Source organism: Bacillus sp. FSL L8-0654 (assembly GCF_038629965.1).
Taxonomy (GTDB): domain Bacteria; phylum Bacillota; class Bacilli; order Bacillales; family Bacillaceae; genus Bacillus; species Bacillus safensis.
On record NZ_CP152026.1, the window covers coordinates 1,214,592 to 1,228,898 of the forward strand.

13 protein-coding genes are annotated in these 14,307 nt (G+C 44.0%); 11 read left to right on the forward strand and 2 right to left on the reverse strand.

Annotation, left to right across the window (positions count from 1 at the left end; translation table 11 throughout):
- Window positions 1-168 precede the first annotated feature (168 nt).
- Window positions 169-1,125: a ring-cleaving dioxygenase gene (locus MHH65_RS06110; RefSeq protein WP_025092293.1), complete on the forward strand. Its 957-nt coding sequence runs from the start codon at window positions 169-171 to the stop codon at window positions 1,123-1,125.
- 32 nt (window positions 1,126-1,157) lie between these two features.
- Here MHH65_RS06110 and MHH65_RS06115 read toward each other — a convergent pair whose 3' ends face one another.
- The gene (locus MHH65_RS06115; RefSeq protein WP_335351049.1) at window positions 1,158-2,447 is read right to left on the reverse strand and encodes a trypsin-like peptidase domain-containing protein; all 1,290 of its coding nucleotides are present in this window, start codon (window positions 2,445-2,447) and stop codon (window positions 1,158-1,160) included.
- 168 nt (window positions 2,448-2,615) lie between these two features.
- Here MHH65_RS06115 and proG point away from each other — a divergent pair, with 168 nt between their 5' ends.
- The 10 genes from proG to MHH65_RS06165 all read left to right on the forward strand — a co-directional run bounded on the left by proG (window position 2,616) and on the right by MHH65_RS06165 (window position 13,213).
- Window positions 2,616-3,440: a pyrroline-5-carboxylate reductase ProG gene (proG, locus tag MHH65_RS06120; RefSeq protein ID WP_098677338.1), complete on the forward strand. Its 825-nt coding sequence runs from the start codon at window positions 2,616-2,618 to the stop codon at window positions 3,438-3,440.
- A 189-nt stretch (window positions 3,441-3,629) separates the two neighbouring features.
- Entirely contained in the window at window positions 3,630-4,454 is an 825-nt protein-coding gene (locus MHH65_RS06125; protein WP_034281488.1) for a M55 family metallopeptidase, read from the forward strand.
- Between the two features lie 18 nt (window positions 4,455-4,472).
- Window positions 4,473-5,408 carry an ABC transporter permease gene (locus MHH65_RS06130; RefSeq protein WP_034281489.1) on the forward strand — a complete coding sequence of 312 codons (936 nt, stop codon included), beginning with the start codon at window positions 4,473-4,475 and terminating at the stop codon, window positions 5,406-5,408.
- Complete coding sequence (locus MHH65_RS06135; protein ID WP_024424622.1) at window positions 5,405-6,367, forward strand: ABC transporter permease; 963 nt, start codon at window positions 5,405-5,407, stop codon at window positions 6,365-6,367. The genes MHH65_RS06130 and MHH65_RS06135 overlap by 4 nt, the downstream gene beginning before the upstream one ends.
- Before the next feature lie 7 nt (window positions 6,368-6,374).
- Window positions 6,375-7,385, forward strand: coding sequence for an ABC transporter ATP-binding protein (locus tag MHH65_RS06140; RefSeq protein ID WP_098677339.1), 1,011 nt, complete (start codon window positions 6,375-6,377; stop codon window positions 7,383-7,385).
- Window positions 7,385-9,007, forward strand: a complete 1,623-nt coding sequence (locus MHH65_RS06145; RefSeq protein ID WP_098677340.1) for a peptide ABC transporter substrate-binding protein — start codon at window positions 7,385-7,387, stop codon at window positions 9,005-9,007. Before MHH65_RS06140 ends, MHH65_RS06145 begins: the two co-directional genes overlap by 1 nt.
- 313 nt (window positions 9,008-9,320) lie before the next feature.
- On the forward strand, window positions 9,321-10,262 hold the full coding sequence (locus MHH65_RS06150; RefSeq protein WP_098677341.1) for an LD-carboxypeptidase: 942 nt from the start codon (window positions 9,321-9,323) through the stop codon (window positions 10,260-10,262).
- On the forward strand, window positions 10,259-11,338 hold the full coding sequence (locus MHH65_RS06155) for a dipeptide epimerase (RefSeq protein ID WP_025092302.1): 1,080 nt from the start codon (window positions 10,259-10,261) through the stop codon (window positions 11,336-11,338). Before MHH65_RS06150 ends, MHH65_RS06155 begins: the two co-directional genes overlap by 4 nt.
- Complete coding sequence (locus MHH65_RS06160; RefSeq protein ID WP_098677342.1) at window positions 11,338-12,255, forward strand: C40 family peptidase; 918 nt, start codon at window positions 11,338-11,340, stop codon at window positions 12,253-12,255. Before MHH65_RS06155 ends, MHH65_RS06160 begins: the two co-directional genes overlap by 1 nt.
- Window positions 12,245-13,213 carry an oligopeptide/dipeptide ABC transporter ATP-binding protein gene (locus MHH65_RS06165; protein ID WP_024426800.1) on the forward strand — a complete coding sequence of 323 codons (969 nt, stop codon included), beginning with the start codon at window positions 12,245-12,247 and terminating at the stop codon, window positions 13,211-13,213. The genes MHH65_RS06160 and MHH65_RS06165 overlap by 11 nt, the downstream gene beginning before the upstream one ends.
- Window positions 13,214-13,251: 38 nt before the next feature.
- Here the strand turns inward: MHH65_RS06165 and MHH65_RS06170 are convergent, their stop codons facing one another.
- Window positions 13,252-14,133 carry a dimethylarginine dimethylaminohydrolase family protein gene (locus MHH65_RS06170; RefSeq protein WP_024426801.1) on the reverse strand — a complete coding sequence of 294 codons (882 nt, stop codon included), beginning with the start codon at window positions 14,131-14,133 and terminating at the stop codon, window positions 13,252-13,254.
- Window positions 14,134-14,307 lie beyond the last annotated feature (174 nt).

Consider the following 14,307-nt stretch of genomic DNA (forward strand, 5'->3'; position numbering starts at 1 on the left):
AAAACGAACAATGAAAGTTTATTTTTGATTTAATGTTAATTTAATGACCGGAAACCGAACATCCAGTAAACGTGCAGCCAAATGGTTGACTTTTTTTGAAAAATGAACTATTTTATTCATAAGGATAATATCTCGAATTCGAGATATTTTAAAATAGGAGTGAAAATAATGAAAATCAATGGGATTCATCACGTATCTGCGTTAACAGCCAATGCTCAGAAAAATGTTGATTTCTACCGCCAAATCCTTGGCTTGAAACTTGTAAAGAAAACAGTCAATCAGGATGACCCGTCTATGTATCATTTGTTTTATGGAGACGAGGTCGCTTCACCAGGAACAGAGCTTACATTCTTTGAAATTCCAATGCTTGCCCGCCGTTTGGAAGGGACAAATGCGATCACAAGCACAGGTCTTCTCGTTTCTTCTGAAGAGGCACTCACGTTTTGGGAAAAGCGGTTTGAAGATAAAGGCGTGCAGCAAGAAACAGCTTCTTTGAGAGGTGGAAGACCTGCTTTGCGTTTTAAAGACCCAGAAGGGCAGCAGCTGTTTTTAACAGTAGAACCGAATACGCAAGAGGCAGGCTCACCGCCAGTGCATGACGATATTCCGGCAGAGTTTGCGATTAGAGGTTTAGGTCCAGTTGAATTAACCGTTGCAGAAGCTGACAAGACGATCCGTGTTTTAACAGACATCCTTGGCTTCACCGAAAGAGCACGTGAACAATCAAATGATGGTGAGATCGTGACCATTTTTGAGTCAGGAAATGGGGGTGCTGGAACAGAAATTCATGTGATCGAAAAAACAGAAGGGCCTTCTGAACGTTCCGGCAGAGGAAGTGTGCATCACGTCGCATTTCGTGTGAAAGACGCAGAGGAGCTTGAAAAATGGTATGAAAAAATCTCAAAAGCAGGCTTCACGAACTCTGGTGTTGTAGAACGTTTTTACTTTAAAGCTCTTTACTTTAGAGAGCCAAATGGTATTTTATTTGAAATTTCAACAGATGGCCCTGGATTTACAGTCGATGAAGGGGTGGATGAGCTTGGCGATCAATTAGCCCTTCCGCCGTTCCTAGAGCATAAACGAGCAGAAATTGAACAAAGATTAACGCCAATTCAGTCGTCATAAAAAAACAGCTCATCAACTGAGCTGTTTTTTTATTAGGAACTGACCTGCTTAGATTCAGATTGTGTTAATGTGACCTGCTTTGTTTCTTGTTTTCCGTTTCGAATGAGGGTGATGCTTACGGTGTCTCCTACTTTTGCATTCGTGTATAGCTCATGACGTAATTCACTGCCAGTTTTGATTTGTTTCCCATTGATGCCGGTAATGACATCCTCTGACTTTAAGCCAGCTTTGGCGGCAGGTGAACCTGCGGCGATATCTTTGACATACACGCCTTTATCGAGCTGACTGGTTTTGAGTCCGAGAGTTTCTTTTTGATACACATTTGGAACTTGTTCGAGATCCAGCATGCTGATGCCGATATATGGACGTTCAATTTTTCCTTTTGCGAGAAGCTGATCAGCGATTGGTTTGACATCATTGATTGGCAGTGCGAACCCAATGCCTTCAACACCTGTTTCAGAGATTTTCATACTCGTGATCCCCACAACCTTTCCGTCTGTCGTCAGAAGCGGGCCGCCGCTGTTACCTGGGTTAATGGCTGCATCTGTTTGAATAACATTAATGCTGCTTTCGCCTGCTGATGTGTTCATAGAGACTGTTCGGTCGACACCGCTGACAATTCCTTGTGTCACCGTTCTTGAAAGATCTTCACCAAGCGGGTTTCCGATCGCAATGACGGTTTCTCCAGCACGCAGTGAGGAGGAATTGCCTAATGCCGCAACCTTCGTCACATGACTGCTGCTAATTTCCACAACGGCTAAGTCAGTGAGCGGATCAGCTCCAACCAGTTTTCCTTCAATGGTTTTGCCATCGTGTAAGGATACGGTTAGTTTATTTGCCCCTTCAATGACGTGGTTGTTTGTTAAGACATAGGCTTTATTGCCTGATTTTTTGAAAATCACTCCTGAGCCTGTACCGGTTTCTTCCTCTTGACTGCTTTTGTTTTGCTGTGATTCATCGAAAGGCGTATTGAAATCGCCAAAGTTCGTGTCTGGTTGAGTTTGTGCTTGGTAGTTTGTAATGCCGACAATAGCTGGTGATACATTTTCGACCATACTGGAGATGCTGCTTGATGAATTTGATGTTTGGACGGCTGTTGTTTTTGACGAATTCGTGTGATTTGTCGATACTGCTTCAGTTTTCGCTGCCGAATCATTTGCAGTGCTGTCTGATGAATGCTGAGCATATGGCGTAAGAACGTAGACACCTAACGCTAATGTACCGCCTACAACACCGCTGACAAATGGCTTAAACCAGCCGTTTGGCTTTTTCTGTTTTTGAGGTTGTTCAATTGTTTGTTTGTCATCATTGTGCTGTGTCATTTCAATCACTCTCTTTCAATGATTTTTTCATGTATGTGTTTGGGTGTTTTACCGTATGTGGTGGGGACTGACTTTATCGTATGAAAAAAGTGTGGGATAAAAATGAAAACATTGTGGGAAATTGTTAAAATAAGTAGTGAATCTAAGCAAGATAGAGGAGATTAAACTGTGGAGACAATTGGAATCATTGGATATGGAAGTATGGCTGATATGATGGTGCAAAAGTGGCTGGAAAATGGGGTGCTGGATGCTCATCAAATCATGATCCATACAAGAAGTGAAACGGAGCGCCTTCATCAGCTCAAAGAAAAGCACCAAGAAGTCAACATTTGTTCATTAGACGAACTTTCTGCGTCATGTGATATATTGTTTGTCTGCGTGCCGCCGCTTGCAGTACTTGATGTTCTGGATCAGCTGCCTTCTCAAGCGAGAGCGGTACATATTGTGTCAGTAGCAGCAGCTGTGACATTAGAAAAGTTACAGGCGCATACAACACAGCCAGTATCCAGATACATCCCAACACTCACGTCAGCTGTTGGGACAGGCGTATCACTTGTTGCGCATGGTGCAGCAGCAGGACGCGAGGAAAAGGAGCGTTTGCACCGTCTGCTTTCAGCTTTTAGCATCGTCAGGGAAGTAGGAGAAGACCGGTTTGATGCGGCGAGCAATTTGACAAGCTCATCTCCTGGTTTTATCGCTGCTCTTTTTGAAGAAATGGCGAAAGCGGCTGTGAGAAATAGTGATCTTTCCTTAGAGGAAGCGAATGAATTTTTAACGTATGCCCTTTTAGGAACTGGCCAGATCCTCGTAGAGCGAGGCCTAACCTTTGCTGAAACTGTCGATAGAGTGGCGACAAAAGGGGGAATTACAGGAGAAGGTGCTGAGGTCATTCAACAGCAGGCACCTCAGATGTTTGATGATTTATTTACACAAACCATGAAGAAATATGAACAGCTGAAATCGCAGATTAACGAAGCGGATAAACACCACTAAAGACATAGTTAGTGGTGTTTTATTTGTTAAAAAAAACCTTTCTAAAAAAGCCTTTTGACCTGTATTATCTAAGTCTAAACTCCTTATTTTCGGACATTGTATTGAAAAATCAATCAAGTTCTCATATAATTTTTTAGAAAATTTAGAAAAATATACACAAATTTTATGTTTAATTAAAGGGGGATGGGAATGAAGCTCTATGTATCTGTCGATATGGAGGGGATTACTGGTCTAGCTGATCATACATTTGTTGATTCGCGCCAGCATAACTATGAGCGGGGCAGACGCATTATGACAGGTGAAGTGAATGCTTGTGTAGAAGCGCTTCTTCAGCATGGTGCCACCGACATTTTGGTGAATGACAGTCATTCTAAAATGAATAATCTTTTGATCGAAGAACTGCATGAAGAGGCAGTTCTCATATCAGGTGACGTAAAGCCTTATTCAATGGTGCAAGGATTGGATCAAACCTATGATGCAGCTGTTTTCTTAGGCTATCATGCAAGGGCATCAATGAAAGGTGTGATGTCGCACAGTATGATTTTTGGTGTCAGACATTTTTACATAAATGATCATCCAATTGGGGAAATGGGCTTTAATGCGTATGTTGCAGGCTACTATGGTGTGCCGGTGATTCTTGTTTGCGGGGATGATCAAGCAGCACGTGAGGCAGAAAAGCTGATGCCTGGTGTGAAAACAGTGGCAGTGAAAGAAACCATCTCAAGATCTGCTGTGAAATGCTTACCTCCTGCCAAAGTCAATAAACAAATCTCGCAGCAAGTGGAAGCCGCGATGAAACAGATTGATCAAATGAAGCCGCTGACGCCTCCTGATCAGCCGCTGCTTAAGATTGAGTTTGCCAATTATGGACAAGCTGAATGGGCGAATTTAATGCCGGGTACTGCCATCATAGAAGGAACAACGACGGTGACGTACCAAGCAGACAATATATTAGAAGCCTATCAAGCGATGCTTGTCATGACAGAGCTTGCCGCACGTACAACATTTTGTTAAGTGAGGGGGAGACAGCAGATGGCCAGCTTTTTGTTCAAGCGTTTTATTGCGATGATTGCTACGATCTTAACGATTACGACTTTAACGTTTATTTTAATGAAGGTCATCCCAGGATCGCCTTTCAATGAAGAACGAAATACAAACGAAACCGTCCAGCGAAACCTCGAAAGCTACTATCACTTAGACGAACCACTCTATGTTCAATATGTCATCTATTTAAAATCCATTGTTACCTTTGATTTTGGTCCTTCCATTAAAAAGCCTTCTGAAAGTGTCAATGATCTATTGGCGAGAGGCTTCCCAGTCTCATTAGAACTTGGTCTTATCTCGATATTGATTGCTGTCATCTCTGGCATCCTGCTAGGGGTTATGGCTGCCCTCCGGCATAATGGTTTGATTGATTACATCGCCATGACGATTGCTGTATTCGGTATATCCATTCCAAACTTTATCTTTGCTACCTTATTAATTCAGCAGCTTGCTGTCAATTTGAAGCTCTTTCCTACAGCGATGTGGACAAGTCCAATGCATATGGTGCTGCCTACAATCGCCCTTGCTGTCGGCCCAATGGCGATTATCGCCAGGTTAACGAGGTCGAGCATGATTGAAGTGCTGTCACAAGACTATATCCGTACGGCCAAAGCAAAAGGACTTTCTCCCTTTAAAATTGTATTTAAGCATGCGCTTCGGAATGCACTTTTACCCGTTGTGACCATTCTTGGAACACTTGTCGCAAGTATTTTAACAGGAAGTTTTGTCATTGAAAAAATATTTGCCATTCCTGGAATGGGAAAATACTTTGTCGAGAGCATAAACAACCGTGATTATCCTGTCATCATGGGAACCACTGTTTTTTACAGCATTATTTTAATCACACTTCTCTTCATTGTCGATGTGGCGTATCGTCTCCTTGATCCAAGGATTCAGCTGCATCAGAAAGGAGGAAAGGCATGAGTATACACCTTCAGCATGATCCACCGAACAGGCATCCTGAAGTGCCGGACGAATGGTTTTCTCCACGAGAGCAAAAGAAAACAGAAGCCCATGCCATTAAAAGACCCTCTCTTTCCTATTGGGCAGATACATGGAGGCGGCTGAAGCAAAATAAGCTTGCGATGTTTAGTCTATCGGTTCTGATTTTTCTTTTTGTCATGGCAGTCTTAGGTCCATTGCTTGCACCAAATAGTGTGACAGAGCAGCGTCTTTCGATGCAAAATCTGCCGCCCTCGGCTGCTCATTGGTTTGGAACAGATGAGCTTGGACGAGATGTGTTTACTCGTACTTGGTACGGAGCTCGCATTTCGTTATTTGTGGGTGTCATGGCAGCCTTGATTGATTTTGCCATCGGTGTGATTTATGGGGGCATAGCCGGTTATAAAGGCGGACGCTATGACCATGTCATGATGCGGATTGTCGAGGTGCTCTACGGACTTCCTTATTTACTTGTCGTCATTTTATTGATGGTGCTCATGGGTCCAGGGCTTGTCACCATTATTGTAGCGCTCACTGTCACCGGATGGATTGGAATGGCAAGAATTGTGAGAGGTCAGGTTCTTCAGCTGAAAAGCCAGGAATATGTCCTTGCCTCAAAGACCTTTGGTGCCAAAAGCCTGCGGATCATTCGCCGCAACCTGCTGCCGAATACGATGGGGCCGATTATCGTCCAAATGACCCTGACTGTGCCGACCGCGATATTTGCTGAAGCGTTCCTAAGCTTTCTCGGTTTAGGTATTCAAGCACCGTTTGCAAGCTGGGGCGTGATGGCCAATGATGCTTTGCCGACTGTGCTGTCAGACAATGGACATTGGTGGCGTTTATTTTTTCCGGCATTTTTTATTTCACTCACGATGTTTTGCTTTAACAATTTAGGTGATGGCTTGCAAGATGCGCTTGATCCAAAGATGAAGAGGTGATGGCGCTTTGAAAAAAGTTCTACAAATCATCGATCTGCACGTCAGCTTTCGGACATACGGCGGTTCAGTTCAAGCAGTACGCGGAGTGAATGTCGATGTATATGAAAAAGAAACCTTAGCCATTGTGGGAGAATCAGGCTGCGGAAAAAGTGTGACATCACAAAGCATTATGAGGCTTCTGCCTGCATACAGCGCGCATGTCGATCAGGGAGAAATCTGGTTTCAAGACCGCAACTTGCTGTCATTATCTGAAAAAGAAATGCGCGCCATACGAGGTGTCGATATTTCGATGATCTTCCAAGATCCGATGACGGCACTGAACCCTACCTTGACAATAGGGGATCAGCTGATGGAGGCGGCGAAGGAACATCAAAAGCTGACGAAAAAAGAAGTGAAAGAAGCTGCCATACAGATGCTTGATTTGGTTGGTATTCCGCAGCCGAAGGAGAGATTAAAGCAATACCCGCACCAATTCAGCGGGGGAATGAGGCAGCGGCTCATGATTGCCATGGCACTGATTTGTGAGCCAAAGGTGCTGATCGCAGATGAACCGACGACCGCGCTGGATGTGACCATACAGGCACAAATTTTAGAACTGTTTAAAGAGATTCAGAGGAAAACAGGGGTTACCATTATCTTAATCACACACGACTTAGGGGTCGTAGCCCAAGTCGCCGATAGGGTAACGGTCATGTACGGAGGGAAAATGGTTGAAACCGGAACAAGGCAAGATATTTTTTACAGTCCGCAGCATCCTTATACAAAAGGACTCCTGCAATCCGTTCCAAGACTTGATATGAAAGATGAACTGATTTCGATTGAAGGAAGCCCGCCTGATTTATTTGCACCGCCAAAGGGCTGTCCGTATACCGATCGCTGCCCGGCTGCCATGAAAGTGTGTGATCATATCATGCCGCACGAAACGCAGCGGTCACCTACTCATACAGTGCATTGCTGGCTCCAGGATGAGCGAGCGAACCAAGCGATGTTATCTTCAACACAAAGGGGGAGTTTTTGATGAGAAAAAAAGGGTGGATCATTAGTGTTTGTTTGTTCATCATCATGCTGCTCGCAGGATGTACAGCCAATGAGCAAGCAGGTAAAGGATCATCAAGCAACAAGGATGAAAAGAAAGTATTAACCTTAAATAACGAAAACGAACCGACGTCATTTGACCCGCCGATTGGTTTTAATAATGTATCGTGGCAAGGTCTGAATAACTTAATGGAGGGATTAACAAGACTGAATGAAAAGCACGAACCATCTCCTGCAATGGCGGAAAAATGGGAAATTTCAGAGGATGGAAAAACGTACAAATTTCATTTAAGAGACGGCATCAAGTGGTCGAACGGTGATCCAGTGAAAGCGAGTGACTTTGAATATGCGTGGAAGCGTCTGCTTGATCCGAAAACAGGCTCTTCTGCATCGTTCTTAGCTTACATGATTGAAGGCGGAGAGGCATTTAACAGCGGAAAAGGAAAGAAAGAGGATGTAAAAGTCAGTGCTGAAAATGACAAAACGCTAAAGGTCACACTGGCATACCCGCAGAAATCGTTCTTAAATATGACCGCAAACCCTGCCTTTTTCCCTGTCAATGAGAAGGTAGCAGAGAAGGATCCAAACTGGGCAAAGGATGCCAAAACCTTTGTTGGGAATGGACCATTTCAGCTGACAGATTGGAAGCATGATGAAAGCTTCACTATGGAAAAAAGTGAGACGTATTGGGACAAAAAATCAGTCAAGCTGGATCAGGTAAAGTGGCTGATGATCAGCGATCGAAACACTGATTATCAAATGTATCAATCGGGAGATTTAGATACTGCCTTCGTTCCAGCAGAACAAAGTGAAAATTTGCTGAAAAATAAAGATGTACAAATTGAAGATCAGGCTGGACTGTTCTTTTATCGTCTGAATGTGAACATGGAACCTTTTCAAAATAAGAACATTCGCAAAGCCTTTCAAATGGCGATCAATCCGCAAGATATCGTGGATTATGTCACGAAAAATAAAGAGAAGCCAGCCCGCGCCTTCGTTTCACCGGGGATTCTAGATTCAAAGGGTGATGATTTCAGAGAAGCTGGCGGCGATCTTGTCAAACAAGATACGAGTGAAGCTGCGAAGCTATTAGAAAAAGGGCTGAAAGAAGAAAACTATTCAAAGCTGCCGCCCGTCACATTAACATATAGCACAAAGCCTGAGAACAAGAAAAAAGCTGAAGCCATCCAGCAGCAACTAAAAGAAGCGCTGGGTGTGGACGTGAAGCTTGCAAACATGGAAGCCAATGTATTTGCAGAAGATCAAAAGGCGCTGAAATTTCAATTCTCGCAAAGTTCATTTTTAGCAGACTATGCAGATCCGATTAATTTCCTAGAGAGCTTTCAAACAGGGAATGCGATGAACCGGACTGGATGGTCAAACGACACCTATGATCAGCTGATGAAAAAGGCGAGAAAGGAAGCAGATGAACAAAAAAGAAACAGCATTCTTCATGATGCAGAGGCACTTCTCATTGAAGAAGCACCGATCATTCCAATTCATTTTTATAACCAAGTTCATTTGCAAAAAGAGGGCGTGAAGGGAATTGTCCGCCACCCTGTTGGGTATATCGATTTGAAATGGGCACAAGTAGATGGAGAGTAATTGAAGGGAATGAGGGACACGGACGTTTTGAACAAAAGCGTCTCAGCGCGGACAAACCCTCGCATTCTTTGTCAGTCCTGCGCTTCGGTGCTCATGAATGTCAAATTCGCTCCGCTCCGATGCTCGCCCTTCCTAGGGCTGCAAAGGTTTTCAGGTCACGCTGAATAGAAGACAAAGGGCTAAAATATAGATCATTTTAGCCCTTTGTCAACAATATGGGACGCTTTGAACAAAGCGTCTGTTCCTTTATTTGTTCATGTTATGGAGAAAATGCCCATAGATTGTAAGAAATAAAGAGAAAGAGGGGATTTTCATGAACCAGCTGCCAGCGGCGCTTCAAACAGGGGATACGGTGGGGATTATCGCACCAGCAAGCCCGCCTGATGAATTGAAATTAGCAAAAGGGATTGCCTTTTTAGAGAGCCTTGGGCTAAAGGTGAAAAAAGGGAAGTATCTCGATTCCCGGTACGGGTATTTAGCAGGGCGTGATCATGAAAGAGTGGAAGATCTTCATGGCATGTTTCAAGATCCAGAAGTCAAAGCAGTTATTTGTGCCTGCGGAGGGTACGGAACTGGAAGACTTGCGGAAGCCATTGATTATGACCTCATTCGCCGGAATCCAAAAATCTTTTGGGGTTATAGTGACATTACGTTTTTACATACGGCCATCCAGCAGCAGACCGGTCTTGTGACCTTTCATGGTCCAATGCTTTCCTCTGATGTGGGGCTTGAAGAGGTCCATCCGTATACGAAGGATACCTTTTTGCAGCTGTTCACGCCGAAGGCCTTTACGTATACGCATCACTTGTCACCTCTTCATACCTTCTACCCCGGCACCGCTTCAGGTGACATCATAGGAGGGAATCTTGCTCTCATCGTGACAACACTTGGTACACCTTTTGAAATTGATACGAAGGGAAAGCTGTTGTTCATTGAAGATATTGACGAAGAGCCTTATAAAATCGATCGTATGATGCAGCACCTCACCTCTGCTGGAAAATTGGATGATGCGGCTGGATTCATCATTGGAGATTTTCATCAATGTGAACCAAAAAAGAAAGACCAATCCTTAACCTTGGAACAGCTGTGGGAAACCTATATTGTGCCGCAAAAGAAACCCGCACTCGGCGGCTTTCGGATCGGTCATTCATCACCGAACTTTGCCTTTCCGATGGGCGTGCAGGCTACACTAGATGCTGCAGGGAAAAAACTGCACATTTCTCCAGGCGTTGCAGCGAAAGAGGCGATCAAATGAAAATTGTCGATGTTCGTACATGCAGAACAAGTGTACCGCTAAAAAAGCCTTTCAAAACTGCTTTAAGAACGGTGTATGACGCAGCATCTCTGATCGTTATCATCACATATGATCAAGGTGATGTCAGCTACGGAGAGGCAGTTCCCACATCGGTGATTACAGGAGAAACGCTGGAAAGCATCGACTATGCCATCTGTGAAGTGATCAGACCCATTTTGCTCGGGGCTTCCTTGGCAGAGTATGAACAAATCTTTTCTGCTATGAACCGCGTGCTCGCAAGCAACACAAGCGCAAAAGCTGCAATCGATATGGCCATTTATGATGGGTTAGCAAAGCAGGCAGGACTTCCGCTTTATCAATACCTTGGCGGATATCGTCATCAGCTCGAAACCGACTATACGGTCAGTGTAAACCGGCCGCTTGAGATGGCAGAAGATGCGAAGCAATACGCAGCTGAAGGTTTTCAGACGTTAAAGATCAAAGTAGGAAAAGATGATATACACACGGACATTCAGCGGATCAAACGGATTCGAGAAAAAGTCGGACCGGATATTCAGATCAGGCTCGACGCCAATCAGGGCTGGACATGGAAGGAAGCGATCACAGCTATTCGAAAAATGGAAGCGCTGAATATTGAATTAGTAGAACAGCCAGTGCCGAAAGAAGATATCGAAGGCCTGCGTCGTGTGACGGAAGCAACTGAAACATTGATTATGGCAGACGAAAGCATTTTCAGTTTTCATGATGCGATCAAGGTGCTTGAAACGAGAAGCTGTGATCTGATCAATTTAAAATTAATGAAATCAGGCGGCATAAAAGAAGCATTAAAAATCAATGCCCTTGCCGAAGCATACGGTGTTCAGTGCATGGTTGGCAGTATGATTGAGTCAAAGCTTGGCATTACAGCAGCGGCACATTTCGCCGCAAGCCAGCCGAATATTACCCGCTGCGATTTTGATGCCCCGCTTATGCTGAAAGAGGACATGATAGACGGAGGAATCGTGTACAAAGGAAAAGATATATTTTTACCGCTGCATCATGGGTTAGGCATTCAAGGGGTGAAAGGAGTCTCATGATGATATACGAATCAAAGGTTCCAGTCGCTAACGTATGGACAGCGCCGCAGTCTCCCCGAGAAATCGATCGAAAGGTACTTCAGGACTCCATCAACATCAAAGAATGGATTGACCAGCAAACATATGAAGAAAAGCTGGCTTTATGTGAAGAAAATTTGATTCAATCTCAAGTACTGCTCGGCGGACGAGTGATTGGATTAGAAGAGATAGATGGCTGGATGAAAGTCGTCATACCACAGCAGGCCAGCCGGAAACATCCGCAAGGCTATCCAGGCTATATACCTGCTGAGCAATTAAAACAAGTAACAGAGGGAAATGCGTCAGCTGCATCTCTTATCGTTTGTCAGAAAAAAGCCACACTCTATCAAAACGGGGAACCTGATATGGAGATTAGCTTTTTAACAGAGCTGGCAGCCGCCAAAGAAACAGATGATCAATTTCATGTTGTCACCCCATTAGGAATAAGAGAAATCAACAAAGCGGATGTACGCCCAGTATCGCAAGCTTTCTCTATGACCGGCAAAGATGTCGTAGACGCAGGAAAACAATTTATTGGCCTTTCTTATTTATGGGGAGGCATGAGCAGCTTTGGCTATGATTGTTCAGGCTTTGCTTACAGCATGTACAAAGCGTGCGGATATCTTTTGCCGAGAGACGCAAGTGACCAAGCAGTTCAAGGAACGCCGGTTACATCAAGCCATTTAGAACAAGGCGACTTGCTGTTTTTTGCAAATGAAAACGGAAAGGGAGCGGTCCGCCATGTAGGGATCTACGCTGGGGACGGGATGATGCTTCATTCGCCTAAAACCGGCAGACAAATTGAGCTTCTTTCCCTTTCTGGCACTTCGTATGAAAAGGAATGGGCAGGTGCAAGGCGGTATTTACCAAGTGAGAGGAGGAGCGAACATGACAGTTGAACCACTTTTACAAGTAAACAACCTCAAAAAACATTTTCATCTATCGAAAGGGAGAACCTTAAAAGCGCTGGATGGTGTCTCTTTTCAGCTGAAACAAGGTGAAACCTTTGGTCTCGTTGGTGAGTCTGGCTGCGGCAAATCCACACTTGGAAAAGTGCTCATGCGTCTTTATGAACCTACAGATGGTGAAGCCTTATATGAAGGGAAAAGTCTTCACCACCTTTCTAAAAAAGAATCATTTGATTTCAACCGGCAAATGCAAATGGTCTTTCAAGATCCGTATTCCTCGTTAAATCCAAGACTGTCAGTAAAAGATATTATGCTTGAGCCAATGGAGATTCATCAGCTTTATGGGAGTCAAAAGAAAAGGATTGCCCGCGTGAAAGAACTGCTCGAAGCGGTAGGATTAAGCTATGATTTTGCCACCCGCTATCCGCACGAATTTAGCGGAGGACAAAGGCAGAGAATCGGCATTGCAAGAGCACTTGCCTTAGCGCCAAAATTTATTGTGGCAGATGAGCCGATTTCTGCACTAGACGTCTCCGTTCAAGCGCAGGTCGTGAATCTGCTGAAAAAACTGCAAAAAGAGGAAGGATTAACATTTCTCTTTATTGCACATGACTTGTCGATGGTGAAATATATTAGTGACCGGATCGGTGTGATGTATTTAGGCCATCTCGTCGAGTTGACGACAAGTGATGCATTATATCAAACACCGCTTCACCCATATACACAAGCCTTGCTGTCTGCAATCCCCATTCCAGATCCTGACGTAGAGGACAAGCGCAAAAGGTTTATTTTAAAAGGAGAAATTCCAAGTCCAGTGAACCCGCCAAGCGGCTGTGTATTTCGAACAAGATGTCCTGCCGCGATGGATGTGTGTGCTGAAAAAAAGCCGGCATTACAAGCGGTGGAAGAAGGACATGAAGTCGCCTGTCATTTATATAATAGAAAATAGGACAAGCTAGACAAAAGCCAGCAAGTAGACAAGCTGTTCTACATGCTGGCTTTTTTAATAGATGAACGCCGAATAGGCAATGTGCAGCATCTGAAAGAGCCGCCGGATTTAATAATTTCAGAAAATTCCACTTCAATAACGGTGTATCCGTGAGCGGTTAACGCAGCATTTGTTTCTTGGTTGCTGGGCAAGCTGATCACTTTTTTCTGCCCAATGGATAAAACATTTGGTCCAAGTGTGAATTGCTCTTGTTCGCTGATTTCAATCAAATCATAATACGTTTTGAGCAGCTGGAGATCCTTTTGCTTAAACGCTTCAGGATAAATGATGATCTCGTTATGAGACAGAATATTCAGCACACAATCAAGATGCAAAATGTGAGGAGGAAGGTGAATCGGAATGATGTCATGATCCGGCAGTTCCTTTTTGAGCTGGTAGATAGCGGCTGGACTAGTTCTTTTGCTCGTGCCAACAAACACACGGTTCTGATCCACAAGCACATCGCCGCCTTCAATCGTTCCGTCTGTCAAAGTGACAGCTGACCACCCTTTTGCGTGTGCCCATTCTTTTAGGTATTGTTCTTCCCCTTGCCGAACCGGAGCGGCCATACTTGAAACAAACAGTGTATGTCCAATCGTAAACCCAATATCCCGAGTGAAGACTTGCTCAGGGAAGCGGTCATTCGCCGGGAGCAGGATGGGCCGTACTTGATTCTCTTTAAGGGTTTGGATCAATTGCTTATGCTGAGCGACTGCTTTCATTTGAGAAATATTTTCTTTCGCAAAATGTTTCTGGGTTTCGTTAATAATTTGTTTGATTTCCATATAAATAGGACTGCATAAAAGAACTTCTTCTAAATCGTCGTATTCACTCATGCATTGCGGCATTTTGTATAATTGCTCTGCTCTCATAGAATCCATCAAATGGCCTCCTTGTTCATTCATAGTTCTATTATTCCTTCTTCTAGCCATGGTTGAAACATTTCCGAAAGAAAATCTCTCACATAAGACTAAAGCTAAAAGTTTAGACAAACCTAAAAGAATAGTGTTTAATAAAAGTCGTTCCGCATCCACGAAAACAGCAAGAAGGAGCTA

Excerpts from the sequence above, each read along its gene's own strand:
- MHH65_RS06170 (WP_024426801.1), bottom strand. The coding sequence starts at position 14,133 with ATGGATTCTATGAGAGCAGAGCAATTATACAAAATGCCGCAATGCATG.
- MHH65_RS06135 (WP_024424622.1), top strand. The coding sequence starts at position 5,405 with ATGAGTATACACCTTCAGCATGATCCACCGAACAGGCATCCTGAAGTG.
- MHH65_RS06115 (WP_335351049.1), bottom strand. The coding sequence starts at position 2,447 with ATGACACAGCACAATGATGACAAACAAACAATTGAACAACCTCAAAAA.
- MHH65_RS06125 (WP_034281488.1), top strand. The coding sequence starts at position 3,630 with ATGAAGCTCTATGTATCTGTCGATATGGAGGGGATTACTGGTCTAGCT.
- MHH65_RS06110 (WP_025092293.1), top strand. The coding sequence starts at position 169 with ATGAAAATCAATGGGATTCATCACGTATCTGCGTTAACAGCCAATGCT.
- MHH65_RS06130 (WP_034281489.1), top strand. The coding sequence starts at position 4,473 with ATGGCCAGCTTTTTGTTCAAGCGTTTTATTGCGATGATTGCTACGATC.
- MHH65_RS06165 (WP_024426800.1), top strand. The coding sequence starts at position 12,245 with ATGACAGTTGAACCACTTTTACAAGTAAACAACCTCAAAAAACATTTT.
- MHH65_RS06145 (WP_098677340.1), top strand. The coding sequence starts at position 7,385 with ATGAGAAAAAAAGGGTGGATCATTAGTGTTTGTTTGTTCATCATCATG.
- MHH65_RS06155 (WP_025092302.1), top strand. The coding sequence starts at position 10,259 with ATGAAAATTGTCGATGTTCGTACATGCAGAACAAGTGTACCGCTAAAA.
- MHH65_RS06150 (WP_098677341.1), top strand. The coding sequence starts at position 9,321 with ATGAACCAGCTGCCAGCGGCGCTTCAAACAGGGGATACGGTGGGGATT.
- MHH65_RS06160 (WP_098677342.1), top strand. The coding sequence starts at position 11,338 with ATGATATACGAATCAAAGGTTCCAGTCGCTAACGTATGGACAGCGCCG.